Origin of the sequence: Streptomyces sp. NPDC102278, from assembly GCF_044766345.1 — a bacterium.
GTDB lineage: Bacteria > Actinomycetota > Actinomycetes > Streptomycetales > Streptomycetaceae > Streptomyces.
The window spans coordinates 315,862-342,582 of the sequence record NZ_JBIWLV010000005.1 but is presented as its reverse complement, the minus strand read 5'-3'; the positions used below and the strand labels follow the sequence as shown (position 1 = coordinate 342,582).

27 protein-coding genes and 3 tRNA genes are annotated in these 26,721 nt (G+C 72.4%); 17 read left to right on the top strand and 13 right to left on the bottom strand.

What is annotated here, in order from left to right; all coding sequences use genetic code 11:
• Positions 1 to 83 precede the first annotated feature (83 nt).
• Complete coding sequence (locus ACIRO3_RS16235; protein ID WP_008740979.1) at positions 84 to 380, top strand: type II toxin-antitoxin system VapB family antitoxin; 297 nt, start codon at positions 84 to 86, stop codon at positions 378 to 380.
• Between the two features lie 79 nt (positions 381 to 459).
• Positions 460 to 1,125, top strand: a complete 666-nt coding sequence (locus tag ACIRO3_RS16230; RefSeq protein ID WP_361973975.1) for a LytR C-terminal domain-containing protein — start codon at positions 460 to 462, stop codon at positions 1,123 to 1,125.
• A 40-nt stretch (positions 1,126 to 1,165) separates the two neighbouring features.
• On the opposite strand, the gene upp is transcribed toward ACIRO3_RS16230, so the two are convergent.
• Positions 1,166 to 1,801 (bottom strand): uracil phosphoribosyltransferase, encoded by a 636-nt coding sequence (upp, locus tag ACIRO3_RS16225; protein ID WP_053684141.1) that lies wholly within the window; start codon positions 1,799 to 1,801, stop codon positions 1,166 to 1,168.
• Positions 1,802 to 1,986: 185 nt separating this feature from the next.
• On the opposite strand from upp, the gene ACIRO3_RS16220 reads away from it, so the two are divergent.
• The 10 genes from ACIRO3_RS16220 to ACIRO3_RS16175 all read left to right on the top strand — a co-directional run bounded on the left by ACIRO3_RS16220 (position 1,987) and on the right by ACIRO3_RS16175 (position 9,156).
• The gene (locus ACIRO3_RS16220; protein WP_361770901.1) at positions 1,987 to 2,931 is read left to right on the top strand and encodes a universal stress protein; all 945 of its coding nucleotides are present in this window, start codon (positions 1,987 to 1,989) and stop codon (positions 2,929 to 2,931) included.
• A gap of 102 nt (positions 2,932 to 3,033) precedes the next feature.
• Entirely contained in the window at positions 3,034 to 3,219 is a 186-nt protein-coding gene (locus ACIRO3_RS16215; protein WP_361770899.1) for a hypothetical protein, read from the top strand.
• 413 nt (positions 3,220 to 3,632) lie between these two features.
• Entirely contained in the window at positions 3,633 to 4,181 is a 549-nt protein-coding gene (locus tag ACIRO3_RS16210; RefSeq protein ID WP_361770990.1) for a hypothetical protein, read from the top strand.
• 65 nt (positions 4,182 to 4,246) lie between these two features.
• Positions 4,247 to 4,675 carry a tRNA adenosine(34) deaminase TadA gene (gene tadA / locus ACIRO3_RS16205; protein WP_365997459.1) on the top strand — a complete coding sequence of 143 codons (429 nt, stop codon included), beginning with the start codon at positions 4,247 to 4,249 and terminating at the stop codon, positions 4,673 to 4,675.
• A gap of 81 nt (positions 4,676 to 4,756) precedes the next feature.
• A tRNA-Ser gene (locus ACIRO3_RS16200) sits at positions 4,757 to 4,843 on the top strand.
• Between the two features lie 125 nt (positions 4,844 to 4,968).
• Complete coding sequence (locus ACIRO3_RS16195) at positions 4,969 to 5,256, top strand: hypothetical protein (protein ID WP_361770897.1); 288 nt, start codon at positions 4,969 to 4,971, stop codon at positions 5,254 to 5,256.
• A gap of 434 nt (positions 5,257 to 5,690) precedes the next feature.
• Positions 5,691 to 5,852, top strand: a complete 162-nt coding sequence (locus ACIRO3_RS16190; protein WP_199826690.1) for a hypothetical protein — start codon at positions 5,691 to 5,693, stop codon at positions 5,850 to 5,852.
• A gap of 384 nt (positions 5,853 to 6,236) precedes the next feature.
• Positions 6,237 to 7,154 carry a SigB/SigF/SigG family RNA polymerase sigma factor gene (locus ACIRO3_RS16185; protein ID WP_404136924.1) on the top strand — a complete coding sequence of 306 codons (918 nt, stop codon included), beginning with the start codon at positions 6,237 to 6,239 and terminating at the stop codon, positions 7,152 to 7,154.
• Positions 7,155 to 7,377: 223 nt separating this feature from the next.
• A complete protein-coding gene (locus ACIRO3_RS16180) occupies positions 7,378 to 8,217 on the top strand; it encodes an RNA polymerase sigma factor SigF (protein WP_053684131.1) in 840 nt (279 codons plus the stop codon).
• Positions 8,218 to 8,274: 57 nt separating this feature from the next.
• The gene (locus ACIRO3_RS16175) at positions 8,275 to 9,156 is read left to right on the top strand and encodes a hypothetical protein (protein ID WP_404136921.1); all 882 of its coding nucleotides are present in this window, start codon (positions 8,275 to 8,277) and stop codon (positions 9,154 to 9,156) included.
• A gap of 68 nt (positions 9,157 to 9,224) precedes the next feature.
• Here ACIRO3_RS16175 and ACIRO3_RS16170 read toward each other — a convergent pair whose 3' ends face one another.
• Positions 9,225 to 9,458: a hypothetical protein gene (locus ACIRO3_RS16170; RefSeq protein ID WP_361770892.1), complete on the bottom strand. Its 234-nt coding sequence runs from the start codon at positions 9,456 to 9,458 to the stop codon at positions 9,225 to 9,227.
• 102 nt (positions 9,459 to 9,560) lie between these two features.
• On the opposite strand from ACIRO3_RS16170, the gene ACIRO3_RS16165 reads away from it, so the two are divergent.
• Together ACIRO3_RS16165 and ACIRO3_RS16160 are read left to right on the top strand one after the other, a co-directional pair.
• The gene (locus tag ACIRO3_RS16165; RefSeq protein WP_404136918.1) at positions 9,561 to 10,019 is read left to right on the top strand and encodes a MarR family winged helix-turn-helix transcriptional regulator; all 459 of its coding nucleotides are present in this window, start codon (positions 9,561 to 9,563) and stop codon (positions 10,017 to 10,019) included.
• A 15-nt stretch (positions 10,020 to 10,034) separates the two neighbouring features.
• Entirely contained in the window at positions 10,035 to 11,669 is a 1,635-nt protein-coding gene (locus ACIRO3_RS16160; RefSeq protein WP_404136915.1) for an MDR family MFS transporter, read from the top strand.
• A gap of 103 nt (positions 11,670 to 11,772) precedes the next feature.
• On the opposite strand, the gene ACIRO3_RS16155 is transcribed toward ACIRO3_RS16160, so the two are convergent.
• The 11 genes from ACIRO3_RS16155 to ACIRO3_RS16105 all read right to left on the bottom strand — a co-directional run bounded on the left by ACIRO3_RS16155 (position 11,773) and on the right by ACIRO3_RS16105 (position 21,769).
• Positions 11,773 to 13,980, bottom strand: a complete 2,208-nt coding sequence (locus ACIRO3_RS16155) for an ArnT family glycosyltransferase (RefSeq protein ID WP_404136912.1) — start codon at positions 13,978 to 13,980, stop codon at positions 11,773 to 11,775.
• Positions 13,977 to 15,251: a glycosyltransferase gene (locus ACIRO3_RS16150; protein ID WP_404136909.1), complete on the bottom strand. Its 1,275-nt coding sequence runs from the start codon at positions 15,249 to 15,251 to the stop codon at positions 13,977 to 13,979. The genes ACIRO3_RS16155 and ACIRO3_RS16150 overlap by 4 nt, the downstream gene beginning before the upstream one ends.
• A gap of 25 nt (positions 15,252 to 15,276) precedes the next feature.
• Positions 15,277 to 16,812 (bottom strand): sensor histidine kinase, encoded by a 1,536-nt coding sequence (locus tag ACIRO3_RS16145; RefSeq protein ID WP_404136907.1) that lies wholly within the window; start codon positions 16,810 to 16,812, stop codon positions 15,277 to 15,279.
• Entirely contained in the window at positions 16,812 to 17,579 is a 768-nt protein-coding gene (locus ACIRO3_RS16140; RefSeq protein ID WP_404136904.1) for a response regulator transcription factor, read from the bottom strand. The genes ACIRO3_RS16145 and ACIRO3_RS16140 overlap by 1 nt, the downstream gene beginning before the upstream one ends.
• A gap of 124 nt (positions 17,580 to 17,703) precedes the next feature.
• Positions 17,704 to 18,609: an amidohydrolase family protein gene (locus ACIRO3_RS16135; protein ID WP_404137167.1), complete on the bottom strand. Its 906-nt coding sequence runs from the start codon at positions 18,607 to 18,609 to the stop codon at positions 17,704 to 17,706.
• Between the two features lie 58 nt (positions 18,610 to 18,667).
• Complete coding sequence (locus ACIRO3_RS16130; protein ID WP_404136901.1) at positions 18,668 to 19,009, bottom strand: antibiotic biosynthesis monooxygenase family protein; 342 nt, start codon at positions 19,007 to 19,009, stop codon at positions 18,668 to 18,670.
• A 182-nt stretch (positions 19,010 to 19,191) separates the two neighbouring features.
• Positions 19,192 to 20,085 carry a DUF2797 domain-containing protein gene (locus ACIRO3_RS16125; protein ID WP_404136898.1) on the bottom strand — a complete coding sequence of 298 codons (894 nt, stop codon included), beginning with the start codon at positions 20,083 to 20,085 and terminating at the stop codon, positions 19,192 to 19,194.
• Complete coding sequence (locus tag ACIRO3_RS16120; RefSeq protein ID WP_404136896.1) at positions 20,082 to 20,516, bottom strand: Lrp/AsnC family transcriptional regulator; 435 nt, start codon at positions 20,514 to 20,516, stop codon at positions 20,082 to 20,084. Before ACIRO3_RS16120 ends, ACIRO3_RS16125 begins: the two co-directional genes overlap by 4 nt.
• 181 nt (positions 20,517 to 20,697) lie before the next feature.
• Positions 20,698 to 21,066, bottom strand: a complete 369-nt coding sequence (locus ACIRO3_RS16115; protein WP_361770874.1) for a PH domain-containing protein — start codon at positions 21,064 to 21,066, stop codon at positions 20,698 to 20,700.
• Positions 21,067 to 21,231: 165 nt separating this feature from the next.
• Positions 21,232 to 21,304 (bottom strand) — tRNA-Arg (locus ACIRO3_RS16110).
• Between the two features lie 374 nt (positions 21,305 to 21,678).
• A tRNA-Ser gene (locus tag ACIRO3_RS16105) sits at positions 21,679 to 21,769 on the bottom strand.
• Between the two features lie 336 nt (positions 21,770 to 22,105).
• On the opposite strand from ACIRO3_RS16105, the gene ACIRO3_RS16100 reads away from it, so the two are divergent.
• The 3 genes from ACIRO3_RS16100 (at position 22,106) to ACIRO3_RS16090 (ending at position 26,647) form a co-directional block, all read left to right on the top strand.
• Positions 22,106 to 22,540, top strand: coding sequence for an SSI family serine proteinase inhibitor (locus ACIRO3_RS16100; protein ID WP_404136893.1), 435 nt, complete (start codon positions 22,106 to 22,108; stop codon positions 22,538 to 22,540).
• A 119-nt stretch (positions 22,541 to 22,659) separates the two neighbouring features.
• Positions 22,660 to 26,058, top strand: a complete 3,399-nt coding sequence (locus ACIRO3_RS16095; RefSeq protein WP_404136890.1) for a PAS domain-containing protein — start codon at positions 22,660 to 22,662, stop codon at positions 26,056 to 26,058.
• A 13-nt stretch (positions 26,059 to 26,071) separates the two neighbouring features.
• Positions 26,072 to 26,647, top strand: a complete 576-nt coding sequence (locus tag ACIRO3_RS16090) for an antibiotic biosynthesis monooxygenase (RefSeq protein ID WP_404136887.1) — start codon at positions 26,072 to 26,074, stop codon at positions 26,645 to 26,647.
• Positions 26,648 to 26,721 lie beyond the last annotated feature (74 nt).

The following is a 26,721-nucleotide window of genomic DNA, read 5'->3' as shown; positions in this document are numbered from 1 at the left end:
ACTCCCGAAATAGCCCTGCCTGTCACCTTTGCACCCACACCGCGAGGCTGCGCCCGCAGGCACCGGCCCGGTAGGCTTTCCGTGTGATCTTCAAGCGCATCGGAAGCGGGCGGCCGTACCCCGACCACGGCAGGGAAACCACCCGGCAGTGGGCGGACGTCGCCCCGCGCCCGGTCCGGCTCGACCAGCTCGTGACCACCAAGGGGCAGCTCGACCTCGAAACCCTGCTCGCCGAGGACTCCACGTTCTACGGCGACCTCTTCGCGCACGTCGTGAAGTGGCAGGGCGACCTGTACCTGGAGGACGGGCTGCACCGCGCCGTGCGCGCGGCGCTCCAGCAGCGCCAAGTGCTGCATGCACGCGTCCTCGAGATGGACTGATTGCGCCTTTCGGGTCTGCCTTACCCGATCAACAGATCATTTAGTAGGCATCGTTCCGGTACGGCACTACGCTGCGCCCATGAGCATGCTCACACCCCCCGGCATGGGCGGAAAGTACCGCGTAACGGGAGCTGCCTACCCCCGCATGAGCCGACCCCGGCGACGCCGCCGGATCGTGTTCGCCCTGCTCGGATCCGTCCTCGCACTGGCCCTGCTCGGCTACGGGGCTTTGCAGCTCATCGACGTGTTCCGAGGCAACGGCGGCAAGAAGACGGTCGCGGCGGGCAAGGACTGTCCGACCGGCTCCCCGAGCAAGGCCGGACCGGCCTCGGCCGCCTCCGCGCGCCCGGCGTCCCCGGCCGCCGCGGTCACCCTCCCCAAACCCGCCGAGATCACGGTCAACGTCTACAACGCGACCCCGCGCGCGGGCCTCGCCAAACTGGTCGGCGACGAGCTGAAGAAACGCGGCTTCACCGTCGGCCAGGTCGGCAACGCGCCCGCCGACTTCGACAAGAAGGTCCCCGGCATCGGAATACTGCTGGGCGCCCCCACCACCGACAAGGCCGCGTACTCCGTGCTCGGCACCCAGCTGGCCGGCGTCACCCTGCAGAACGACACCCGCGAGGGCAAGGACATCGACCTGATCCTCGGCAACGCCTTCAAGGAACTGAACACGAAGGCGGACGCGGACAAGGCGCTGGCCGCACTGGCCCACCCCGTTCCCGCGCCCGCCAAGACGTGCTGACCGGACCTACGGTCGGCCCTTCGGCGGAGCCGACCGTCATTTACTCGGCAGAGCCGTACATGCGGTCGCCCGCGTCGCCCAGGCCCGGCACGATGTAGCCGTTCTCGTTGAGCCGCTCGTCCACGGCGGCCGTCACCACCGTCACCGGCGTGCCCGCAAGCTCGCGTTCCATGATCTCGACGCCCTCGGGCGCGGCCAACAACACCACGGCGGTCACGTCGTCGGCGCCGCGCTTGATCAGCTCCCGGATCGCCGCGACCAGCGTGCCGCCGGTGGCCAGCATCGGGTCGACCACGTACACCTGGCGTCCGGAGAGGTCCTCCGGCATGCGGGTCGCGTACGTGGAGGCCTCCAGGGTCTCCTCGTTGCGGACCATGCCCAGGAAGCCCACCTCGGCGGTCGGCAGCAGCCGCACCATGCCGTCCAGCATGCCGAGACCGGCGCGCAGGATCGGCACGACCAGCGGACGCGGGTGCGACAGCTTGACGCCGGTGGTCGGGCCGACCGGGGTCTCGATGTCGGCCTGCTCGGTCCGCACGTCGCGCGTGGCCTCGTACGCGAGGAGGGTCACCAGCTCGTCGGCGAGCCGACGGAAGGTGGGGGAGTCGGTGCGCTTGTCGCGCAGGGTGGTGAGCTTGTGCGCGACCAACGGGTGATCGACGACCTGCAAACGCACAACATCCTCCAAGACTCAGCTGCCGCCAGCTGCCGGGTTTCGACCTGCGACCTGCGAAAACGGCCGCGGTGTGCGACCCACACCCAAAAGGCTACGCGGTGCCACGACCCCTCCGCGTCCGAAGCCGCCCGCGGGCCGCAACGCGCGGAGATGCGGCCCGCCCGGACGCCCAGCACGCTGGACTGATGAGCAACCCCCTCGTGATCGCGGCCGTGGACGGATCGGAACACAGTCTCAAGGCCCTGGAGTGGGCCCGGAGCGCGGCGCTCCTGCACGGCGGCGGGCTCATGGTCGCGCACGTACTGCCCGACAGCGCCCAGCTGTACGCGGGCCGCCGCTCCGCCCTCCACTCCGCCTCCGAGCCGGAGCAGTACACCGACCCGGTCGGCGAACACGTACGGGACCTCCTCGCGCGCGCCCCCGAACTGCCCGCCGAGGTCCGCTACGAGGCCCTGGAGGGGTCCGTACCCGAGGCGCTGCGGGTCATCGGCGCCGAGTCCGACCCCCGGATGCTCGTCATGGGCTCTCGGGGGCGCGGCGGCTTCGCCGCCCTGCTGCTCGGGTCCAACAGTCGCGCCGTCGCCTCCACCACGACCTGCCCGGTGGTCGTGGTCCCGCACGCCGGACGGGCCGTGGAGGCCTCCGGCGAGGAGTCGGCCGGGCGGGTGGTGCTCGGGCTGCACGCCGCGGAGACCCCCGACGACGTGCTGGCCTTCGCCTTCGAGGAAGCCGCCGTGCGGGGGACCGCCGTACAGGTGGTCTCCGCGTACGCCGTCCCGCCCTCGACGATGATCGGCGTCGACAGCCCCTTCGCGGTGATCCCGCCGGAGGGTCTGGCGGACGGCGGCGACGGGGTGCCGGCCGAGCGGGAGATGCTCCGGTCCCAGACGCGGCGGCTGGCCCCGTTCCGCGCCCGCTACCCGCACGTGCCCGTCGAGCAGGCGGCCGTCCCGGGCGAGGCGGCGGGACGACTCGTCACCGCGTCCCGCTCGGCCGCGCTCGTCGTGGTCGGTCGACACCACCCCACGCGAAACGTCGGCCCCCTCATGATCGGCTCCGTCGCGCACGCCGTGCTCCACCACGCGCACGGCCCGGTGGCGGTGGTGCCGACCCGGACGGAAGACGCCTGAGCTGCGACAACCCTGGCACGGGGGTGGCATCAATCGGGCGGTCCGGGGGAAGGTGGGTTCGGGGGGCGAGGACGACCGGACCAGCAGCCGGGGTGATGGCCCATGCCAGAAACAGAGTCGAGCGTGGAGAGCGGAGAGGCGGAAACGGCGGCGCAGCGCAGAGCGCGGCGCGCCCAGTTCCTACGGGACCTGAACGAGGCCCGCGAACTGCGCGACCGCGTCCAACCGAGGCGCGCCCGCGCCGCCCGCATGCGGCAACAGATGCGGATGCGCACCTTCCGCTGGTGACCGGGCCGGCTCCTGCGGCACCCCGACCCGGTCCCTCGCGGGCTCGCCCCGACTTCTCTCCGCGCCCCGACCCGGTCCGCAAGGGGCTCGCCCCGACTCCTCCGCGCCCCCGACCCGGCCGGCCCCGGGGTTGGGGCCGGGAGCCGTTCGGCCCCGCCGGAGTTTGAGCCGAGGAGGCCCCGGGCAACGCCCCTCGGGGGGACGGCGCCGCAGCCGGCGCGGCCCCCTCCGACCCGCCCACCCGGCGGCGGCGCCCCGGCGCGACACGGCGGAAGACCTCTCGCAAAGCCGCTGTTTCTGCCACGATGCCGATTGGGCGGGGCACGAAGCGGTGAGCAGCACGACCGTTTCACCCCATCCTCCGGCCGGGGGGACCTCCAACCGGCACGCCTATGACCAGTGGGAGAGTCACGGTGTATTTCGCCGCACTGCTCGCGCGCACCGAAGATGGGTGGGAAGCGAGCGACCTGGAACTCGACGACGTCGAGTCCCTGACCGATCTGATCGATCTCGCCCGTTCCGCCGCCGTCGACGACGAGCCGGTGGTCGCCCTCATCGAGCAGGAGGACGCCTGGTTCGGCGTCATGCGCCTGGACGGCGAGGAAGACCCTCGGTACTTCGTGTCCAACGCCTCCGTAGCCGGCCGCAGCTCCTACGGCTCGATGCTGACCAAAGAGCTGCTGGGCAGCGACGAGGAGGACGACGAACTCGACGAACTCGACCTGGACGGCACCGAGGACGGCGAGGAGGAGAGCGTCTCCGCCTTCGCCGACGAGGACGCGGACACGGACCTTCCGCTCGGGACCGGCGCCGAGCCGTTGCCGGCCGGCCCGTTCGGCGACCTCGGCCTGCTGAACGACCTCGGGGTCAGCCCCAAGCAACTGACCGCCCTGGAAGGGGACGCGCTCTCGGAGATCGCCGAATCCCTCGGCGCCACCGAGGTCCTGGAGGCCGTCCGCTAGTGATCGACGCGCACGACACGCACCACCCCGGCCCCGACCCCGTACGGGACCCCTGGCGGGACTCCATGCGCCTGGCGCTCCGGGAGGCCGCCCTCGCGGTGCCGGCCGGCGATGTGCCGGTCGGCGCCGTCGTGCTCGGCCCGGCGGGAGAGGTCGTGTCCACCGGGCACAACGAACGCGAGGCCACGGGCGACCCCACGGCGCACGCCGAGGTGCTGGCGCTGCGCCGGGCGGCCGCCGCCCTCGGCGAATGGCGGCTCCCGGGGTGCACCCTCGTGGTCACCCTGGAGCCGTGCGTGATGTGCGCGGGCGCCCTCGTGCAGTCCCGGGTGGCCCGGGTCGTCTACGGCGCGGACGACGAGAAGGCGGGCGCCGCGGGATCGCTGTGGGACCTCGTACGGGACCGCAGGCTCAACCACCGGCCGGAGGTGGTCCGCGGGGTGCTCGCGGACGAGTGCGCGCGGCAGCTGACGGACTTCTTCCGCGACCTGTGACCGCCACCCGTGAACGCTGTGACGAGGGTCGCCCCGACACGGATTTCAGAGCACGGCGCACTTTGGGCTAAGCTCTCTCTCGGTAGCGTGTCCGAGCGGCCGAAGGAGCACGCCTCGAAAGCGTGTGATGGTGCAAGCTATCCGTGGGTTCAAATCCCACCGCTACCGCTCTGATCGAGAGCCCCGCCCCGCAAGGGTCGGGGCTCTCGGCCTTTCCCGGGGCTGTCGATCATTTCCGGGGCTCTCCGGGGGACAAGCGCGTGACCGGCCGCCTCCTCGGCCGTTGTCACGGCATGACCAAGACCCAGCGCATGCTCGCCGCCTTCGCCCTCGCGGGGGCCGCCGCGGGCCTCGCAGCTCCCGCCGCCTCCGCCGCGCCGATCGCCCCCCTCACCCTCCCCGACCTGCCGACGGCGGCCCCGGGCATGCCGAAGGGCGCGACGCCCGGGTCCGTGAAGGAGATCGGCGCCAAGCTCAACGACCTCAACCAGCTCAACCGGTTGATGGACCTCCCGAACGACCTCGCCCCCGTGATCGCGCCCGTACAGCCCATCACGGACCTCGCCGGCGGTATCGAATAGCCGCACCGGACAGACCCACCGGACAGCCGCACCTGATTCGAACCGTCGGCTCGAACAGCATCGTCGGCTCGAACGGCGGGGAACGCGAAGAAGGCCCCGACCAGGGGTCGGGACCTTCGACGTCGGGACGGGGGGAAGCGGCATCGGGGGGACAAGCCACTCCCCCCGATGAGGACGGAACCTGCCAGTCCGTGCCGCGTCAGGGGGTAGGCCCGCGGCTCGGACCCCGCAGTGAGGCCCTGTCCCTCGCTCACCGGTTTCCTGCCAGAACCGGTGGGCTCGCCTTCAATCCTGCGCCTGCCCCACCCCGCCACCGAGCGGCAAAGGACCCGGAACGCCGGGTCATTGGTCCTTAAAGGGCAGGTGAGTGTCCAAACCCGACCGGTTAGACTCACCCGACTTTGCAGGACCGGTTGGGGAGGCCGACACCGCTCGTGGACACCAAGAAGATCATCACGGGCGCGCTCGCCGTCTTCGTACTCTTCGTGATCATCACCCAGCCGATCAAAGCCGCCGATATGGTCCAAATAGGCTTCCAAGGAATCTCGGATGCCGCCCACGGGATCGGCGAGTTCATGACCGAACTGGTGACCTGAACCCGTACGCTGAAGCGGCTTCCGGACATACCGGCCCCCCACTCCGACGGATGGGGGGTCTTTTGCGTTATCCATGTTCGAACTGAATGCCCGCATATGGACAATTTACCCTCAACACGGAGATATGCGGTGCTTGCACATAGTGCACATCTCTTGTGATGCTATGACCGCTTTTGACGGATAGTTGACTGAAGGGGTGGCGTGACCGTGCCGGCCAGTACTGCGCCTCAGGTGCCACCCCAGCAGGACCCTCAGGAGCCTCAGCACACCCAGGGACTTCCGGGCCCGCACGCCACCCCCGGCGCCCGTGACACCCCCTGTTCTCCCGGCCCGCACGGTGCCCCCGGCCCGCAGGCCGCCACCCCGCCCCACCAGGACGCCCAGGTGCCCCCGCAACAGGAGTCGCCCCGGCAGGAGTCCCCGGCGGGACCCTCCCGGGAGCCGTCCGCCCCCTCACCGACGCAGGCGACCGCGCAATCCCCCGCACCGCCTCCCCGGGAGGCCCCGCAGGAGCCCCCCTTCGCCCCGAGGCCGTCGAGCCGGGGCGCCGACACCCGGGCGCTCACCCAGGTCCTCTTCGGCCAGCTGAAGGTGCTCCAGCCCGGCACCCGGGAGCACGACCGGGTGCGCGGCGCCCTCATCGAGGCCAACCTCCCGCTCGTCCGGTACGCGGCGGCCCGCTTCCGCAGCCGCAACGAGCCGATGGAGGACGTGGTCCAGGTCGGCACGATCGGCCTCATCAACGCGATCGACCGCTTCGACCCCGAACGCGGGGTGCAGTTCCCGACCTTCGCGATGCCGACCGTGGTGGGCGAGATCAAGCGGTACTTCCGCGACAACGTCCGCACCGTCCACGTCCCGCGCCGCCTCCACGAGCTGTGGGTGCAGGTCAACGCGGCCACCGAGGACCTCACCACCCAGCACGGCCGCACCCCGACCACCCCCGAGATCGCCGAACGACTGCGGATCTCCGAGGACGAGGTGCTGTCCTGCATCGAGGCCGGCCGGAGTTACCACGCAACCTCGCTGGAGGCCGCGCAGGAAGGCGACGGAATGCCCGGGCTGCTCGATCGCCTCGGCTACGAGGACCCGGAACTGGCCGGCGTCGAACACCGTGACCTCGTACGGCATCTCCTCGTACAACTGCCCGAGCGGGAACAGCGAATCCTGCTGCTGCGGTACTACAACAACCTGACGCAATCGCAGATCAGCGCCGAGCTGGGCGTATCCCAGATGCACGTGTCGCGACTGCTCGCCAGGAGCTTCGCCCGCTTGCGATCCGCAAACAGGATCGAGGCGTAACCGGATCGAGTGGAGCTTCCCCGACGCGTTTCCCGACAGACCGGGCTCATTCCGCTCTGTCGCTGGAGATACATGTCGACATGGCGCTACAGCGTGTTGCCGACATGTGACATTCTGCTGGAACCGCGTTTGCCGCAGCCCCGCCTCCGGTATTCAGGTGGAGGCTGCGTTCCTCCGACGGGCGCGCAGAAGACGCGACCGTCCGCGACCTCAAGGGGGTGGCATGTCCGTAGACCAGGGCAGCTCACAGGTACTCACGCTCGTCAAGCGTGCGGTGCCGGCAGTGTCCAACCGCTCGGAAGCCATCGACACCCGCACCCTCTCCCGCTCCCTCTTCCAGCGACTCGCAACCCTGGACGCGGACAGCCCCGAACGAGTGTACGTACGCGACACCCTGATCGAACTGAACCTGCCCCTCGTGCGCTACGCGGCGGCCCGCTTCCGCAGCCGCAACGAGCCCATGGAGGACATCGTCCAGGTCGGCACGATCGGCCTGATCAAGGCGATCGACCGCTTCGACTGCGAACGCGGGGTCGAGTTCCCCACGTTCGCGATGCCGACCGTGGTGGGCGAGATCAAGCGGTTCTTCCGGGACACCTCCTGGTCGGTGCGCGTCCCGCGCCGGCTCCAGGAGCTGCGACTGGCCCTCACCAAGGCCAGTGACGAGCTCGCCCAGAAGCTGGACCGGTCCCCGACCGTGCCGGAACTGGCCGCCGTGCTCGGCGTCTCGGAGGAGGACGTGGTCGACGGCCTGGCCGTCGGCAACGCCTACACCGCCTCCTCGCTCGACTCGCCCTCCCCCGAGGACGAGGGCGGCGAGGGTTCGCTCGCGGACCGGCTCGGCTACGAGGACACGGCGCTCGAAGGCGTCGAGTACCGCGAGTCGCTCAAGCCGCTGCTGGCCAAACTCCCGCCCAGGGAACGGCAGATCATCATGCTGCGGTTCTTCGCCAACATGACCCAGTCGCAGATCGGCGAGGAGGTCGGCATCTCCCAGATGCACGTCTCCCGGCTGCTGACCCGCACCCTCGCGCAACTGCGCGTGGGCCTGATCGGCGAGTAGACAATCAACCCGCTCCGCACCATTTTCATTTGACGATGCGTCAGGAAGACTGACGCGATGCGAACGGGATCTCGCGCGGCGCTGGCCCTCACCCTCTGCTGCTCGGCCGCCGCCACGGCCCTCACCGGCTGCGGCGGCGCGTCGCGCGACGGCTACGTGGCCGTGGGCGCCGCCGCACCCGGTCCGGAGCGGGGCGCGGGGGAGAACGTACCGCCCGGGGGGCGGGTGGAGCTCCAGCGGCTCGGCGCCCCACCGGCGTCGGGCACGTCCTCCGCCTCCGCCTCCACCGGTACGCCACCGGGCTCGCCCGCACCGCAGACCTCGGGCGGCGGCGGGAGCGGACCGGGGCCCTCGCCGAGCGGCGGCTCCGCAGCGACCCAGGACAGCGGCCCGGGCACGGAGCCCGGGCACCCGGACCCGGGCACGCCCCCGGGCACGGCGGGCGGCTCGGCGGGCGGCTCGGGTTCAGGCGGCTCGGGGAGCTCGGGCGGCTCGGGGAGTTCGGGCGGCTCGGGTTCAGGCGGCTCGGGTTCAGGCGGCTCGGGGAGTTCGGGCGGTACCGGCGGCTCCGGTACGCCCCGGCCGCCGACGACACCGCCGGGCACGACACCGCCTCCGCCGACGCCGGCCACGCCGGCGAAGCTGGTCCTGGGCGCCCCGACCCGGTCGGCCGCCGCGGACCGATGGTGCGAGAACGCCACGGTGAGCTTCACCAACACCGGCAGCACGGCGGCCCGCTCCGGCACGATCAGCTTCGCGACGCACATCATCGGCGCCCTCGGTGTCGACTGGGCCACCCGTACGACGACACAGCCCCTGCCCACCCCGATCGCGGGCGGCACGACGAGGACGCGGACCTACACCGTCTGCCTCGACTCCTGGCGCGTTCCCCTGGGCATGCACGTGGACACCCGGAACGTCACCGCCACCTGGAACTGAGCGGAGGGAACGGGTCGGGTCCGCAGGGTCGGCGAGGCCGGTCGCCGCGCCGCTTCAGGAGTGCCGCGTCACTTCAGGACGACCCACAGGACCACCGCGAGGACCAGGACCAGGGCCGCACCGAGGGCGATCCACGTGCCCGTCTTCGAGCCCGCCTGACGCTCGGCCCGCCGCTGCTGTCGCGCGCCGGGCCCGGCCTGGCGGGCCGGCGCGGCCTCCTCCACGAACGCCCGGAACATCTGCGTGCTGCCCGCGGGGTCGTGGTTGCCCTCGGGGACCTGTGAGTTGTGGTTCTCAGCCATGGATCAGGACCCTAGCGGGTTTTCCCATTCCTTTACCGCCCCACCCCGCCATTCATTTGCCTGTAGCAACCATCTGCTTCTATCGTTGCTCAAGGCAACAAGATGGGGGGATGCCCGGTGACGACTTCGACCACGACGGGTCCGGCGACGACTCCCGCCTACGAGGAGTTGGCCCGCCAACTCACCGCGATCGGCGCGGTCAAGCGCGACCTCGCCCGCACCCTGCCCCCGCACTGCCCGCCCGGCTCGGCCGCCGTACTGACCGTGCTCGACCGGCACGGCGAGATGCGGCTCGGCCGGCTCGCCGAACTCATGGCCATCGACATCTCGGTGACCAGCCGGCACGTGACGCACGTCGCCGAACGCGGCTGGATCGAGCGGGAGACCGACCCCGTCGACGGCCGCTGCCGGATCCTGCGGCTGACCCCGACCGGGCACGCACTCCTGGCCGACCTCGGGACCCGGTACACGCGGGCGCTGGAACGCGCCCTGACCGACTGGTCCGCCGAGGACGTCGACGTACTCAACACCCTGCTGGCCCGACTCCGATCGAGCTTCTAGAACCCGAGGAAACGCATGGCTACGACCACACCCGACGGCGTGCGGGAAGGCGGCCGGTCGGGGACCACGTCCGCCGGCGCGCCCATGACGCACCCGCAGATCATGAAGGCCCTGTCCGGGCTGATGCTCGGCATGTTCGTGGCGATCCTGTCGTCCACGATCGTCTCCAACGCCCTGCCGCAGATCATCAGCGACCTCGGCGGCACCCAGTCCTCCTACACCTGGGTCGTCACCGCCGCCCTGTTGTCGATGACGGCCGCGACCCCGCTCTGGGGCAAGCTGTCGGACCTCTTCAGCAAGAAGCTGCTGGTCCAGATATCCCTGGTGATCTACGTCCTCGGATCCGTGGTCGCGGGCCTGTCCCAGAACACCGGGATGCTCATCGCCTGCCGCGTGGTCCAGGGCATCGGCGTCGGCGGCCTGTCCGCCCTCGCGCAGATCGTGATGGCCGCCATGATCTCCCCGCGCGAGCGCGGTCGTTACAGCGGCTACCTCGGCGCGGTCTTCGCCGTCGCCACCGTCGGCGGCCCGCTGCTCGGCGGCGTCATCACCGACACCGACTGGCTCGGCTGGCGCTGGTGCTTCTACGTCGGCGTACCCTTCGCGATCATCGCGCTGATCGTGCTCCAGAAGACGCTGAAGCTCCCCGTGGTCCGGCGCGACGTCAGGGTGGACTGGCTGGGCGCCTTCCTGATCAGCGGCGCCGTCTCGCTGCTCCTGATCTGGGTCACCCAGGCCGGTGACTCGTACGACTGGATCTCCTGGACCAGCCTGGCGATGACCGCCGGCTCGGTGGCCCTCGGCGCGCTCTTCGTCCTCGTCGAGTCCCGCGCGAGCGACCCGATCATCCCGCTGCGGCTGTTCCGCAACAAGACCATCACCCTGGCCTCGGCGGCCTCCCTGTTCGTCGGCATCGCGATGTTCTCGGGCACGGTCTTTTTCAGCCAGTTCTTCCAGTTGGCCCGCGGCGAGTCCCCCACGATGTCCGGAATCCTCACGATTCCGATGATCGGCGGACTCTTCGTCTCCTCCACTCTTTCCGGTGCGGTGATCACCAAGACCGGCAAGTGGAAGGCCTGGCTCGTCGCCGGCGGCGTGCTGCTGACCGCCGGACTCGGTCTGCTGGGCACCCTGCGGTACGACACCCCCTACTGGCACATCGCGATCCACATGGCGCTGACCGGCCTCGGTCTCGGCATGATGATGCAGAACCTGGTCCTCGCCACCCAGAACCAGGTGGCCCCCGAGGACCTGGGCTCGGCCAGCTCCGTCGTCACCTTCTTCCGCTCGCTCGGCGGCGCCGTGGGCGTCTCCGCGCTCGGCGCGGTCATGGCCAACCGGGTCACCCACTACGTCCAGGACGGGCTGACCGCCCTCGGGCCCAAGGCGGCCGCGATGGGTCACGGGGGCACCGCCGGCGGCGGGATCCCCGACCTCGACAAGCTGCCCGCGCCGTTCCGTACGGTGATCGAGTCCGCCTACGGGCACGGCGTCGGCGACGTCTTCCTGTACGCCGCCCCGTTCGCCCTGCTCTCCCTGCTCCTGGTGCTGTTCATCAAGGAGGTCGCCCTGAAGTCGAAGCCGGCCGCCGACGCGCCGATGGCCGAGAGCGCCCCGCAGGCCCCGGCGACCGCGTCGCTCAAGGCCTGACCGACCGGTCGCCCGCTACGCGGAGCTCCGGCAGGGCTGTTGCCCGGCCGGAGCTGCGCGCGTTCCGGGGTCGGTCCGCGGCCGTCTTCTCGTGACGGTCGGATCAGGACGTGCCGGTGGCGCCGGAGACGGGGGCGGTCAGGTCGTAGAGGGTGGCTCCGCCCACCGTGCCGGCCTTGAAGTTGGCCTTCACCCAGGTCTCGATGGCGCTGCTCGTGCCACCGCCGGGGCCGGCGCCCATCCGGTTCGTGCCGGGGGCCTCACCCGTACCGCCGTCGTCGGTACCGCCCTGACCGGTGGAGCCGCCCTGGCCGGTGCTGCCCTGGCCGATGAACCAGTGGATCTTCCCGGCCTTCACGTACTCCTTGAACCGCTCCAACGTCGGGGAGGGATCGCTCCCGTTGAAGCCGCCGATCGGCATCACGGGCACGCCCGAGGCGAGCTGGTAACCGGCCGCGTTCTGCGAGCCGATGGCCGCTGCCGCCCAGGTGTACCGCGAGGCGTCGGCGCGCAGGGCGGCCGTCGCCTCGGCGCTCGCCCGGGTGCCGTTGAGCAGCCCGCCGGCGCCGCCGCCCGGGCCGCCGGGGCCGTTCCCGAACCGCTCGCCGCCGCCGGGGGTCTGGCCGCCGGGACCCCATTGACCACCCGGGGCCTGACCACCCGGGGCCTGGCCGCCGGGAGCCTGTCCGCCGCCGGGCATCGTCCGGCCGGGGCCGCCCCGGGCGCCGCCCGGGAGCCCGCCCTGGGGAGCCGCCCCGCCGCCCGGGGCGTAGAAGGCCCGCATGCCCGGTCCGCCTCCCGGACCCCGGCCGCCCGCGACGGCCGGCCCGGCCGTGACGATCGAGCCCGTGTGCGGGGTGTTCACCGTCGTCAGGCAGTACGCGAGGGGCCCGGCCAGCGAGGCCGCGAGACCGACCCCCGCCACCGTGAGCAGGACCGGACGGCCCAGCCGCGCCGCGAACGGCAGGAGCACCGCCGCTCCGAGGCCGGCGACCAGTACGGTCCAGCGCAGCCAGGGCAGGTACCCCTCGGCTCGGCCCAGCAGGACGAACGCCCACCACGCGGTGAGCGCGAGGGTCCCCGCGAGGGTGAGGGAGGCCGCGCGGCTGCCCCGCTCCTCCCACAGGACGGCCACGCCCATGCCGACCAGCGCGGCCACGAAGGGGGCCAGGGCGACGGTGTAGTACTCGTGGAAGATGCCCTGCATGTAGCTGAAGACCACCGCGGTGATCAGCAGCGATCCGCCCCAGGCCAGGAAGGCCGCGCGGGCCATGCTCTCCAGCGAGTCCGCGGCCCGGCGGGCGCGCCAGGTGATCACCAGCCCCGCCACGAGCAGCACCAGGGCGGCCGGCAGCAACCAGGAGATCTGTCCGCCGATGGTGCCCGAGAAGAGCCGGTCGATACCGGTCTCGCCCCAGCCCCCTCCGCCGCCGCCGGGGCGACCGCCCCCGCCGACGCTGCCGGTCTCGTTGCCGTTGATCCGGCCGAGGCCGTTGTAGCCCAGGGTCAGTTCCAGGAAGGAGTTGTTCTGCGAGCCGCCGATGTACGGGCGGGAGGCGGCCGGCCACAGCTCCACGATGGCCACCCACCAGCCGCCGGCCACCACCATCGCCAGCCCGGAGAGCAGCAGTTGCCCGAGCCGCCTGCGCAGCCCGGTCGGCGCGCAGACCGCGTACAGCAGGGCGAGCGGCGGCAGGATGACGAAGGCCTGGAGGGTCTTCGTCAGGAAGGCGAACCCGACCGCGACCCCCGCCCAGAGGAGCCACCTGGTGTGCGCGCCGTCCAGGGCCCGCAGGACGCAGTACACCGTGACCGTCAGGAGCAGGGTCAGCAGCGCGTCGGGGTTGTTGAAGCGGAACATCAGCGCGGCGACCGGGGTCAGCGCGAACGCGGCCCCGCCGATCAGGGCGGCCGCCGGACCGAACTGACGGCGTACGCAGGCGTACAGGACAGCGGTGGTGCCGACGCCCATCAGGGCCTGGGGAACGAGGATCTGCCAGGCCCCCAGCCCGAACAGCCGGACGGACAGCGCCATCGGCCACAGGGCGGCCGGGGGCTTGTCGACGGTGATGGAGTTCCCCGCGTCCGAGGACCCGAAGAAGAAGGCCTTCCAGCTCTCCGAGCCCGCCTGGACGGCAGCGGAGTAGAAGGAGTTCGCGTAGCCGGAGGCGCCCAGGTTCCACACCAGCAGCAGACCGGTGGCGAGCAGCAGGACGACGTACGCGGGGCGTTCCCAGCGCGGCCCGCCGATCGCGGCGTCGGCCGCGGTGGGTGGGGAGGACGGGAAGAGGGGGACTGCTGCCGTGGTCATCGGTTGTCGTCCTTCGCGGAAGTGCCGCGCCGCTCGGGGAAGACCCAGGCGCGGAAGAGCAGGAAGCGCAGCACGGTGGCGGCGAGATTGGCCGTGATCAGGACGGCGAGTTCGGTGCCGTGGGACGGCTCGGTGGTGGCCGCGCCGAGGGCCGCCAGGGAGCCGCTGGTCAGGGCCAGGCCGATGCCGAACACGACCAGGCCCTGTGCCTGGTGGCGCACGGCGCGGGCGCGGCCGCGCACGCCGAAGGTGAGCCGGCGGTTCGCGGCGGTGTTGGCCACGGCGGACAGCAGCAGCGCGGCGGCGTTGGCGGTCTGCGGCCCGACCGAGGAGCGGAAGGCGGAGTAGAGCAGCAGGTAGAGCAGCGTGCTCAGCAGGCCGACGGCGCAGAACCCGAGGAGTTGGCGGGCCAGCCCCCGCGGCACCCCGGGCAGGGCGGTCCGGTCGCGCGGGTCGTCTCCGAAGGGGCGGGCGAGCCGGTCCAGCGGCAGCGCCCCGATGGCCAGGGCCCGGCCCACCCGCCACATGCCGCGGAGGTCCTCGGCGGCCGTGCGGGCGATGTGGACGGTGGTGTCGGGGTCGTCGACCCAGTCCACCGGTACCTCGTGGATTCGCAGGCCGGCCCGCTCGGCGAGCACCAGCAGCTCGGTGTCGAAGAACCAGCCGGTGTCCTCCACCAGTGGCAGCAGCCGTTCCGCGACCTCCCGCCGAATGGCCTTGAACCCGCACTGGGCGTCACTGAAGCGGGCGGACAGGGAGGAGCGGAGCAGCAGGTTGTAGGCGCGGGAGACGAACTCCCGCTTCGCGCCGCGCACCACGCGCGAGGAGCGGGCCAGGCGGGTGCCGATGGCGAGGTCGGAGTGGCCCGAGATCAACGGGGCGACCAGCGGCAGCAGCGCGTTGAGGTCGGTGGACAGGTCCACGTCCATGTACGCGAGGACGGGCGCCTCGGAGTGGGACCACACGGTGCGCAGGGCGCGCCCTCGGCCCTTCTTCTCCAGCCGGGTGCTGCGTACGCCCTCGACGGCGGCGGCGAGGCCGGCCGCGACCTCGGGGGTGCGGTCGGTGCTCGCGTTGTCGGCGATGGTGATCCGGAACGGGTACGGGAAGGTGCGGGTGAGGTGCTCGTGGAGCCGGCGCACACACGGTCCGAGGTCCTTCTCCTCGTTGAACACCGGGATCACCACGTCGAGTACGGGCACACCGGGCACGGGCGCCAGGGGCGCGCGGGCCGGGAGGGCTCCGGGGCCGGGAGAGGTGTCGGTTGGCATGCACCGACAGTCGCCGGTCGGGCTGTCACCGTTGTGTGGTGAGCCTGTGCCCCGTCTGTGAGTCCGTGGCGGCGAGCGGCAGGCGTACCTCGAAGCTGGTCCGTCCCGGCCGACTGCGTACGTCCACCTGTCCCCCGTGTGCCGAGACCACGGCCTGGACGATGGCGAGCCCGAGGCCGGTGGAACCCGCCGACCTGGAGCGGGAGGCGTCGCCGCGGGCGAATCGTTCGAAGACGTGGGGGAGGAGTTCGGCGGGGATGCCGGGTCCGTCGTCCTCGACCAGCAGGCGGACGGCGGATGTTTCACGTGAAACATGGGCGGTGACGGTGGTGCCGGGCGGGGTGTGGGTGCGGGCGTTGGCGAGGAGGTTGACCAGGACCTGCTGGATCCGGGCCGGGTCGGCGCGGATCGGGGCGGGCTCGTCGGGGAGGTTCAACCGCCAGTGGTGCGCGGGGCCGGCGGCCCGGGCGTCGCTGACGGCGTCCACGACGAGCGGGGCCAGGTCGGTGTCGGTGTCGCCGGTGGACAGCGGGCGACCGGCGTCCAGCCGGGCCAGGAGCAGCAGGTCTTCGACGAGTCCGGTCATCCGGGTGGCCTCGGACTCGATCCGGCCCAGCGCGTGCCGGGTGTCGGGGCCGGGCTGCTCGTGGCCGCGCCTGGTGAGTTCGGCGTAGCCGCGGATCGAGGCCAGCGGGGTGCGCAACTCGTGGCTGGCGTCGGCGACGAACTGGCGGACCCGCGTCTCGCTCTGCTGCCGGGCGGTGAGGGCGGAGGAGACGTGGCCCAGCATCCGGTTGAGGGCCGCGCCGACCTGCCCCACCTCGGTGCGGGGGTCGGCCTCCGCGTCGGGGACGCGTTCGTGCAGGGCGGGTTCGCCACTGTGCAGGGGGAGTTCGGAGACCCGGGTGGCGGTGGCGGCGACCCGGTGCAGGGGGCGCAGGGCGACGCCGACGAGCGCCTGGCCCGCGAGGGAGGCGGCGATCAGCCCGGCCAGGGTGACGAAGACCTCCACCGCGACGAGGGTGTGGACGGTGGAGTCCACGTCGCTGAGCGGGAAGCCGAGTACGAGGCTCCCGTCGGGGGAGGTCAGCACCCGGTAGCCGCCGAGCTGCGGCAGCTCCACGTCGGTCGGGTCGGCCCCGCCCGGGGCGGAGGCATGGGCGGCCTGCTCCAACGCGGCCGTCTGGCCGTCGGTGAGGGGCTGGCGGTGGTCGAGGTCGGGGCCGCCCACGGCCGCGCTGCGGGCGGTCCCGATGACCTTCCCGTCGGAGTCCAGCCGGATCCCGGCGGCGCCGAGGGGACTGCCGGGCGCCAGGACGAATCCCAGGCTGTTCTCGCGGGCGGCCTTTCCCGCGCCGGGGCCGCGGAGCGCCATGTCGAGGGAGACCCGCAACTGGTCGTCGAGCTTGTCGACCAGGTTCTCGCGCAGCGCGAGAGTGGTGACGGTGCCGATGGCCGCGCCGACGACGGCGATCAGGGCCACCGCCGACAGGACGAGCCGGGTCCGCAACGACCACGGCCGACGGGGCCGGCCGCCGCGTCGGGGGAGGCGTACGGGCACTACTCGGCCGGCTTGATCAAGTAGCCGGCGCCGCGGCGGGTGTGGATCATCGGGGGCCATCCGGGGCCGCTCTCCAGCTTCCGTCGCAGGTAGGAGATGTACAGCTCGACGACGTTGGCCTGGCCGCCGAAGTCGTAGGACCACACCCGGTCCAGGATCTGGGCCTTGCTGAGCACGCGGCGCGGGTTGCGCATCAGGTAGCGCAGCAGCTCGAACTCGGTGGCGGTCAGGTGCACCTCCCGGCCGTCCCGGGTGACCTCGTGGCTGTCCTCGTCGAGCCGCAGGTCGCCCACGACCAGGACGGATCCACCGCGCGCGGCCTGCGCCGCGCCCGACCGGCGGACCAGGCCGCGCAACCGGGCCACGACCTCCTCCAGGCTGAACGGCTTGGTGACGTAGTCGTCGCCGCCCGCCGTCAGGCCCGCGATCCGGTCCTCGACGGAGTCCTTGGCGGTCAGGAACAGCACCGGTACGTGGGGGAGCTCCCGGCGGAGCCGGCCGAGCACGGCCAGCCCGTCCATGTCCGGGAGCATGATGTCGAGCAGCACCACGTCGGGGCGGAACTCCCGGGCCGCACGCACCGCGCCGGCCCCGTCCCCGGCGCTGCGGACCTCGCAGCCCTCGTAGCGCAGGGCCATGGACAGCAGCTCGGAGAGCGCGGCCTCGTCGTCGACCACGAGCACTCGGCAGGGGCCGCCGTCGGGCCGGACGAGGGCCGTGTGATGGGCGGTGGACGTGGACGCGTGTGAGGTGGTCGTCGCAGTCATGCCTCCACGCTGACCGGGGCCTCTGAGAGCGTTCTTGCGCCCACCTGTGAATTTCCTGAGAAACGCCGGCCCGCGCCGCCCGCCGACACCCGCCGATGCCCCCCGACGCCCGAGCCGGGACGGCTCAGGGCAGCCGGAACAGCCGGGCCCCGTTGTCGTGGCAGACCGCGCGCAGCCAGTCGTCCCCGAGCCCGAGGCGGTCCAGGGCCTCCAACTGGTGCTCGTAGGGGTAGGGGATGTTCGGGAAGTCGGTGCCCAGCAGGATCCGGTCGCCGAGGTCGGCGAGCCGCCCGAGGTCCCCCGTCGGGAAGCCGCTGAACTGCTCGGAGAAGTCGGTGAAGGCCATGGTGGTGTCCAGCCGGACCTCGCCGTACCGCTCGGCCAGGTCGAGGAAGTCCGCGTACTCGGGCATCCCCATGTGCGCGACGATCAAGGGCAGCCGGGGGTGGCGGGCCAGCAGCCGGGCGATGGGTTCGGGCCCGGTGTGCTTGCCGGGGACGGGCCCCGAGCCGCAGTGGATCACGATGGGGATCCCGGCCTCGGCCAGCAGCCCCCAGACCGCTTCGAGCCGCTCGTCGTTCGGGTCGTACCCGCCGACCTGGAGGTGCGCCTTGAAGACCCGCGCCCCGGCGTCGACGGCCCGGGCGGTGTACGCCGCCGCCCCGTCCTCCGGGAAGAAGGTCGCGGTGTGCAGACAGTCGGGGGTCCGCGCGGCGAAGTCGGCGGCCCAGGCGTTGAGCCAGGCCGCCATCGCCGGCTTGTGCGGGTACAACATGGCGGTGAAGGCCCGGACCCCGAACCGCCGGAGCAGCGCGACCCGATGCTCCTCCTCGTGCCGGTAGGTGATCGGCCACTCGACGCCGGTCAACGGACCGACCGCGTCGAAGTAGTCCCACACCTTGTCCAGGACCCGCTCGGGCATGAAGTGGGTGTGCACGTCGACCAGCCCGGACACCCCGAGCCGCTCCCGGAAGACCCGGACCGCCTCCGCGGTCGTCTCCTGGGAGGTCGGCTCCTCGGCCGTCGGCACCTCGGCCGTCGGCTCCTCGGCCGTCGGTTCCTCGGAGGTCGGTTCCTCGGAGGTCGGCTCAGTGCTCGGCGCGGACAAAGCCGTGGCTCCGTTCGACGGTCGCGACGTGGAGGGTGTAGCTCTCGTACCAGTCCTCGCGGCCCCGTTCCATGGCCGACCGGTGTTCCAGGTCCTCGCGCCAGGCGGTCAGCGACTCCTGGTCACGGAAGTAGGCGACGGTGATCCCGAGACCGCCCGGGGTACGCGCGGACTCGTGACCGAGGAGGCCGGGGTTGGCCCCGACGAGCTCGCTCATCCGGGCGCCCGTCTCCGGGTAGTCGGTCTCGTCGGCGGTGCGGACATCGGTGAAGACGGCCATCAGGTACGGCGGTTCGAACGCCGGTACGGGCTGGATGCTCATGCCCACCACCCTCTGCGGCGGGCCCCCGGGATGTCCACCGGAAAGCCGCCCACGAGGCCAAAGGGATCCAAGACTTGACCATGGGCGCCTCGCGGCGCAGCGCGCTCGACCGGCGGCGGCTCGCCGGTGCGCGCCCGGTTCGCCGGCGGGGCTCGACCGCGGTCGGCTCGCCGGTGCGCCGGTCAGAACAGGCCGTCCTGCCCGACCTCCGGGGGCGGCGGCGCGACGGTGGCCGTCGGCACCTCCGCGCCGCCGGCCTCCCCCGGTGCGACCAGCTCCCAGCCGGCCAGCAGTCGGGTGTCCACCACCAGCCCGTCCGCGAAGTGCAGATCCGGTCCGGCCGCGCCCACGAGGGTCCCCGTCACCGTCCCCTCGGGCACCATCTCGGTGACCACCCGCGCGGGTCGGGGCAGCCGGTCGAGGCCGAACGGGACGGCGTGATCGACGACTTCGCACCCCAGCCGCTCCAGCGACTCCGGCCATCCCGGCAGGGCCGCGGCCCGGGCGTGCAGCTCCGCCACCTCCCCGGCCCGCTCCGCGCGCGGCGGCAGGTGGGCCCGTACGGCGCGCTTGCGTGCGTACGCGATCCGGTCGGGCACCCCGAGGGCGGCCCGCAGCAGTTCCTCGGTGCGCCGGGTCGCCATCAACGGCCCGCGCCCGAGCCAGGTCCAGGTCACCGCCCCCTGCTCCAGCAGCCGGGTCGGGCCGCGCTCCTCGGCGGTGATGCCGACCTTGAGCAGGCCGGGCCCGAACCACGCCAGGTACACCCGGTACGTGCGCGGATCGGCGACGTTGGTGTCGGCGGCCACCGAGAAGGACCGGTCCAGCCGGGCGCACTCGGGGCACTGCGCGCTCCCCGTCCGGCCCGGCACCGGCCGGCCCGTCGGACACACGGTCCGCCTGCCGGCCCGCCACACGCCCAGGCAGTGCCGCTCGCCCCGGGCGGCGAAGGCCAGCCGGTTCCCGTACCCGAGCAGGCCGGCGCGCTCGGCGCGCCCCGGCTCGTACCAGCCGATGGACGGGATGCCGTCCTGCCCCGCTTCCTTCCAGCGGATGCCGGTGCACCACCAGGTCACAGGGGGAGCGGCCGTTCGAAGAAGGTGTCCAGGACGACGGTGGCCTGCGTCCCGCTGACCCCCTCGATGGCGTAGAGGCGGCGCAGTACGTCCTGCAGCTGCACGGTGGTGGCGGAGCGCACCTTGACCAGCACCGACGCGCTGCCGGCGATGACGTGCGCCTCCTGGATCTCCGGGATCGCGGCGAAGGCCTCGGCCGAGTCCCCCATCCAGGCGTTGGAGTCGACCATCACGTAGGCCAGCACCCCGCTGCCCACGGCGGCCGGATCCACGTCCACGGTGGTTCGCCGGATGACTCCGCGCTCGCGCAGTTTCCGTACGCGCTCGTGCGTGGCGCCGGCCGAGAGACCGACGGCCGCGCCGAGCGCCGCGTAGGACTGGCCCGCGTCCTGCTGGAGGCGCAGGACGAGCGCCCGGTCGATGTCGTCCACGCGATCTTCCTCTCATGTGCCCGTCGGGCCTTGCGAAGACGGTACCTGATCCTGCAATCCCCCTATCATGCCGAACATCATTCGACACAACGGGCACAGGAACAAATGGGCTCACCCACGACCGCCCTCGACTCGTACGAGGTTCGGACGATCGCCTCCGCTCGGGCCGCCGGGCCGGCGGCTACCGGGCCACGAACTGCGTCAGGATCGCCTGCACCTCGTAGATGTCGACACCCTTGGTGAAGGTCTTCTCCACGGCGGGCGTCGGGCTGCCCGATATCCAGATCTTCAGCTCGGCATCGAGATCGAAGTGACCGGCGGTCTCCACCGAGAAGTGCGTGATGCTGCGGTAGGGGATGGAGTGGTACTCCACCTTCTTGCCGGTGATGCCCTGCTTGTCCACGAGCACCAGCCGCCGGTCGGTGAACAGGATGGTGTCGCGGATCAGGAGGTACGCGGCGTGCACCTGCTCCCCCTGCCCCAACAGCCGCTCGTAGTCCCGCTGCGCCGACACCGGATCGACGGTGTGCGCGTTCCCGAACAGACCCATGGAACTTCCCTTCGAAGACTCAACGACCCTCGAAAGGCTAGCCAGACCCTCCCCCCGCGGCGTCGTCCACCAGGGCGACCCGCACCCGGAGATCCCCCGGAGACACCACGACCCGGGAAACGCCAGAGGCCCTCAGGATTTCTCCTGAGGGCCTCTGGCCTGCTGTGCACTCGGCAGGATTCGAACCTGCAACCTTCTGATCCGTAGTCAGATGCTCTATCCGTTAAGCTACGAGTGCTTGGGCTTCCCGGGGTTTTGCGCCCCGTTGGCCTTGCGAGAACAACAATACATGGACCTCGGCGGGACGCGAAATCCATTGGCTCCACCGCCGCTGACCTGGGAAAACGACCTGGAAGAAGATCATCCGGGTAGGTCCGGGAAGTGTCCCGGGCCGGGTTCCCGAGGGGGCCGCGGCGTGATCACCGGGCCGAACCCGACCTCCGGGCGCCAGGTCCGGGGAGCGGCCGGAAGTCGTCAATCAGTCGTCCGAAAGACGGCCATGCGAAGAAGCCACCCGATGGCGGCACGTCGAGCCGGCCGCACGAACCCGAACGTACCGAAGCCCGAACGCACCGAAGCCCCGGTCCTGAGGACCGGGGCTTCGGTGAGGTGCGGAGGCGGAGGGATTTGAACCCTCGATGGGGGGTAAGCCCCAAACCGCATTAGCAGTGCGGCGCCATAGACCGGACTAGGCGACGCCTCCAGCACACCCTCGCGTACGAAGGTGCGTGCAGATGATGACACAGGCTCGGGGCCGGTCACCAATCCGCTCCCACGGTACAAGGAACGAGAGGTCCAGGGCAAAGGCTTAGGGCCCCGCGCGCGGCACCCGTCCCGGTACCCGTCCCGAGGGGTGACGCGTGGGCACCGGCGGGCGCGGCGAAGGCGTCGGCAGGCGTCCCGGAAGGAGTGGCGGGCGCCCGGCACGTACACACGCACGCCACGTACACGTACACACGCACGCCGTGCCCCGCGCGCAACGTCGGGGCCGGCGCGTCGTTGGTGGGGGGTACGACGTACGGACGACCTGGAGTGCCACATGCTGCGTCTCGCCGCCTTCGCCGTCACCTCCGCCCTGGCCGCAGCGGCCGCCGGACCGCTGCCACCGCTGCCCCTGAACCTGCTTTCGGCACCGGTTCAGGCTCCCGACCGGCTGACCGTCGCCGTGTCCGACACCGGCAACCCGCTCGCCGACGGCGAGTACTCCCTGGAGTGCGACCCGGCCGGCGGGAACCACCCCCGCGCCCAGGACGCCTGCGCCCGTCTCGACACCTTCGCGAAGAACGGCGAGAACCCCTTCGCCCCCGTCTCGAAGCGGCAGTTCTGCACCATGGTCGACGGCGGGCCCGCCACCGCCCGGATCACGGGAACGTGGGACGGCAAGAAGGTGGACGCCACGTTCCAGCGAACGAACGGATGCGACATCGCCCGTTGGAACAACATGGAACCTGTGCTTCCGAGTGGGCGTTCCTGACCTGGGAGGATGCGAAGGATGGGCGGAATACACCGCACATCCGCCACCCCGCCGGGGGACCGTGCCCTTAGACTCCTCCCGTGACATGCCGGTAGTCGTGGTCAGGGAGGAAGCTCGTCGTGAGCAGCAGGCCATCCCGAGGCGCTGCTCGCCTCGCAGCAATACTCGACGCACTTCCCGACGCGCTGTTGCTCGTCAACGCCAACGGCACGGTCGTCAACGCGAATTCGATCGCCCTCGAAATCATGGAGAGTCCCGGCACCGGGCTCGTCGGGCGCGGCGTGCTGGACCTCCTGCCCGAGTTCGACTCCAAGTTGATCCCCGGCTCCATGCGCCGGCCCGGCGACGACGAGGGCGGGCGGGCCAGGCCGAAGCGGATGACCGCGCGGCGCACCGACGGAACCGAGTTCCCCGTCGAGGTCACCAGCGCCCACCTCGACGGCCGCGACGCCTACCGCGAGCCGGCCCCGTCCTACACCGGTGACGAGCTGCTCATGCTGGTCGTACGGGACCTCTCCGAGACGGTGGACACCGAGGCCGAGCTGGCCCGTTCCCAGCGGCAGACCGAGATGATCCTGCGCGCCGCCGCCGAGGGCGTGGTGGGTACCGACACCGACGGGCGGGTCGTGCTGGTCAATCCGGCCGCGGCGCAGATCCTCGGGTACCGCGCCACCGATCTCGGCAACCGCGAGCTGCACGGGCTGATCCAGCACTCCCGGGCCGACGGCTCGCCGTTCCCCTTCGAGGAGTCCCCCCTCGCCGACACCCTGCGCAGCGGACGCAAGCACCGGGTGCGCGGACAGGTCCTGTGGAACAAGTCGGGGCAACCCGTCGCCGTCGACCTGACCACCTCGCCCGTACGGGACGGGGAGCTGCTGGTCGGCGCCGTCATGACGTTCACGGACCGCCGGCCGTACGACGCGCTCGCGGCCCGCAACGCCCAGTTGTTGGCGCTGCTGGACGACTCCCTGCGCGGTCCGCTGGCCGAACTGCGCCGGGAGCTGGCGACGCTGGCGGCCGACGACGCGGGTCAGCTGTGGCCGGAGGCCAATCAGCTGCTGCACCACCTGGCCGCCGGGTACTCGCGGATGACCACACTCGTGGACAACGTGCTCGGCTTCCAACGACTGGACGCGGGCAACGACAAGCTCGACAAGAAGAAGGTTCTGATCAACACGGTCGTCGCGGCCGGTGTCGACGGCGCGGTCGAGCTGATCGGGCCGGGCCGGGCGCAGTTCGCCGTGCACGCGCCGACCATCGAGGCCGAGGTGGACGGGGACCGTGTCGCGGCCGCCCTCGCGCATCTGGTCGCCGACGTGGCCGGGGTGGACGCCACCGGCAAGACCGCGCAGGGCAGCGGGTACGCCGACTCGACGATCGTCGTGGCCGCCGCGCAACGTGGTGACGTCGTACGGATCGAGGTGCGCGGGCCCTACGAAGGCGGCAACCCGGTGCACGAGCCGATCGTGCGGGGCATCGTGGCCGCGCACGGCGGTGTGTTGCAGACGGTCGAGGTCCCGGGCGCGCCCGGCGGTGCGTACGTGCTGGAGTTCCCGCTGGGTTCGGGGGCCGGCACGGTGACCCTGCCCGAGCCGGCGGAGGAGCCCGAGGGCAAGGCCCCGGAAGGCAAGCCCGACCGCGAAGGCAAGGGCGAGTCGGGGGGCCGGCGCGCACGGCGCAGCGGCGTGGACGCGTTCCTGGACGACGAGGCCGAGGAGCCGAAGGCCCCCGAGGGCCGCGGCCCCGCCCAGGGGGGCGGCGGGAGCGCGCTCGCGCTGCCGTCCGGGCGGAGGCGGGCCGACGGCAGCCCCGCCGACTCCGGTCCGACGGGATCCGGGCTGGCGCAGTCCCCGGTGAACCCGGCGGGCCTGGGCACCGGACGCCGCCGAGGTCGGGACGGCGACGGCAGCGGGAACGGCGCCTCGGCCGGCCCCGCCCGAGGTCCCGAGAACGGCCCGAACGGCGGGCAGGGCGGCTCCGGTCGGCCCGTGCCCCCGCAGGGCACCGCGATGGCGCCGGGCACCGCGATGCCCGCGCTGCCGCCCGTACCGCCGGTCCCGGTGACCGAGCACCCCGCCGGACGGCGCCGGGCGCTGGGGCCCGCGGGTCCGCCCGCGCAGCCCGGCGGGCCCGTGCCGGCGACCGGTCTCGTGCCGCCCGTACCGCAGCGCCCCATCGCCCCCGAGGGCGGCTTCGCACTGCCCGCCGGCCCGACCCCGGCGGCGAGCCCCGCGCCGGGACCCGTACCGGCCGCCCCGCAGGCGCCCGCGATGGCCGGTCCCGCGCCCGCTCCCGCCGAGGCCGAATCGGACGCTCCGGGCGGCCGCCGCGGCCGGCGGGTGCTCGGCGCGCCGGCGTCGGAGCCCGAGACCCCCGACGCCGCGCCCGAGCCCGGTGCGCAGGAACCAGTGGATCCGGCTCACCCCACCGGTCGGCGTCGCGCGCTGCCCGCCACCCCGGCATGGCCGGTACCCGCCGCCCGGACCGCCGTCGAGGACGACGAGGCCGCGGCACCGGCCGCCGTACCCGGTGCCCGGCAGCCGCAGGACGCCCCTGCGGAGGCCGCGCAGCCGATCAGCGTGCGCGCCCTCGGCACCCTGGGCCAGGGCATCTCCGTGGACGCGAGCGGCTCCGGTCGCAGGCGCCGGCTGGCCGAACCCGCCGCGCAGGGACGCGCCTTCGCCATAGGGGCACCCGAGGCGGGCTCCGCCGAGGGCCCCGAGCCGCTGGACGGCCCCGGTGGGGCCGTCGAGGTGGTCAACCGGCCCGTGCCCCGCCCCGTGGACGACGAACTGCCGCCGGAGCCGCTGGACAACCCGCGCCGGCTGCTCGTGTGGCCCGCTCCCGACGTGCAGACGCAGCAGGCCCTCAGCGAACGCGGCTACCGCCCGGTGATCGTGAACTCCCGCGAGGAGGTGGACGCGCAGATCGCCGCCTTCCCCGCGGCGCTGTTCGTCGACCCGCTGACCGGGCCGATCACCCGGACCGCCCTTCAGTCGCTGCGTCAGGCCGCGGTGGCCGCCGAGGTCCCGGTCCTGGTCACGGCCGGGCTGGGCCACGCCACGCGCGAAGCCGCCTACGGCGCCGATCCGGCCGTCCTGCTCAAGGCGCTCGCGCCCCGCGACAGCGAGCAGCACCCGTCCCGGGTCCTGTTGATCGAGGAGCACGAGGAGATCGCCATCGCCTTGAGCGCCGCCCTGGAGCGGCGCGGGATGCAGGTGGCACGGGCGGGCGCCGACACCGACGCGGTGGAGCTGGCGACCCGGATGCGCCCCAACCTGGTGGTCATGGACCTGATGCAGGTCCGGCGCCGTCGGGCGGGGATCGTGGACTGGTTGCGCGCCAACGGGCAGCTGAACCGGACCCCGCTGGTCGTCTACACGACCGCCGGGATCGACCCGGCCGAACTGCCGCGGCTGGCCTCGGGCGAGAGCGTCCTGTTCCTCGCCGAGCGGGCCACGACCGCGGACGTGCAGGGCCGCATCGTGGACCTGCTGGCGAAGATCGGCACCAACTAGTCATCCTGGCCGCATGGCCATCACCGACACGACCGAGCACACCGTTCCCGCCGACAACGGGGAGGTGAACCTGCTCATCGCCCGTCAGGTGGAACCGGGTCACGAGGAGACGTTCGAGGCCTGGGCCCACGGGATCCTGGAGACCGCCGCGGGCTTCCCGGACCACCTCGGGTACGGGCTGTTCCGCCCGGCCTCGGAGGGCGGGCCCTGGTTCCTGGTGCACCGCTTCCGCAACGAGGCGGCGTTCCAGCGGTGGCAGGACTCCACCGAGCGGGCGCAGTGGTTCTCCAACTGCCTCGGGCACCACCACACCGAGATAGCCCGGCGGGAACTCCACGGCATGGAGACCTGGTTCGCCAAGCCGGGTACGACCCGACCCGCGCCGCCGCGCTGGAAGATGGCGATCAGCTCGGGGCTGGCCATCTTCCCGATCTCGCTGGCGGGCAACGCGCTGCTCGGGCCGTACCTGGTGGACCTGCACTTCGTGGTGCGCACGGCCGCGTTCGCGGTCGTCTTCAGCACCCTCATGACCTACGTGGCCATGCCCGCCGTCAGCAAGCTGCTGCGGCCCTGGCTCACCCGGGGCTGACTCCGGCGACGGCGCGTTCTCCGGCCCGCCGCGGGAGACCCGTTGGTCGCGGGAGATCCGGTAGCCGCAGGAGA

Bases quoted from the DNA above. Each gene is read 5' to 3' on its own strand.
- ACIRO3_RS16150 (WP_404136909.1), bottom strand. From the start codon at position 15,251: ATGCCAACCGACACCTCTCCCGGCCCCGGAGCCCTCCCGGCCCGCGCG.
- ACIRO3_RS16130 (WP_404136901.1), bottom strand. From the start codon at position 19,009: ATGAGCATCCAGCCCGTACCGGCGTTCGAACCGCCGTACCTGATGGCC.
- tadA (WP_365997459.1), top strand. From the start codon at position 4,247: ATGCGCCTGGCGCTCCGGGAGGCCGCCCTCGCGGTGCCGGCCGGCGAT.
- ACIRO3_RS16090 (WP_404136887.1), top strand. From the start codon at position 26,072: ATGGCCATCACCGACACGACCGAGCACACCGTTCCCGCCGACAACGGG.
- ACIRO3_RS16230 (WP_361973975.1), top strand. From the start codon at position 460: ATGAGCATGCTCACACCCCCCGGCATGGGCGGAAAGTACCGCGTAACG.
- ACIRO3_RS16195 (WP_361770897.1), top strand. From the start codon at position 4,969: ATGACCAAGACCCAGCGCATGCTCGCCGCCTTCGCCCTCGCGGGGGCC.
- ACIRO3_RS16115 (WP_361770874.1), bottom strand. From the start codon at position 21,066: ATGGGTCTGTTCGGGAACGCGCACACCGTCGATCCGGTGTCGGCGCAG.
- ACIRO3_RS16175 (WP_404136921.1), top strand. From the start codon at position 8,275: ATGCGAACGGGATCTCGCGCGGCGCTGGCCCTCACCCTCTGCTGCTCG.
- ACIRO3_RS16220 (WP_361770901.1), top strand. From the start codon at position 1,987: ATGAGCAACCCCCTCGTGATCGCGGCCGTGGACGGATCGGAACACAGT.
- ACIRO3_RS16170 (WP_361770892.1), bottom strand. From the start codon at position 9,458: ATGGCTGAGAACCACAACTCACAGGTCCCCGAGGGCAACCACGACCCC.
- ACIRO3_RS16180 (WP_053684131.1), top strand. From the start codon at position 7,378: ATGTCCGTAGACCAGGGCAGCTCACAGGTACTCACGCTCGTCAAGCGT.
- ACIRO3_RS16165 (WP_404136918.1), top strand. From the start codon at position 9,561: ATGGGGGGATGCCCGGTGACGACTTCGACCACGACGGGTCCGGCGACG.
- ACIRO3_RS16100 (WP_404136893.1), top strand. From the start codon at position 22,106: ATGCTGCGTCTCGCCGCCTTCGCCGTCACCTCCGCCCTGGCCGCAGCG.
- ACIRO3_RS16155 (WP_404136912.1), bottom strand. From the start codon at position 13,980: ATGACCACGGCAGCAGTCCCCCTCTTCCCGTCCTCCCCACCCACCGCG.
- ACIRO3_RS16160 (WP_404136915.1), top strand. From the start codon at position 10,035: ATGGCTACGACCACACCCGACGGCGTGCGGGAAGGCGGCCGGTCGGGG.
- ACIRO3_RS16215 (WP_361770899.1), top strand. From the start codon at position 3,034: ATGCCAGAAACAGAGTCGAGCGTGGAGAGCGGAGAGGCGGAAACGGCG.
- ACIRO3_RS16140 (WP_404136904.1), bottom strand. From the start codon at position 17,579: ATGACTGCGACGACCACCTCACACGCGTCCACGTCCACCGCCCATCAC.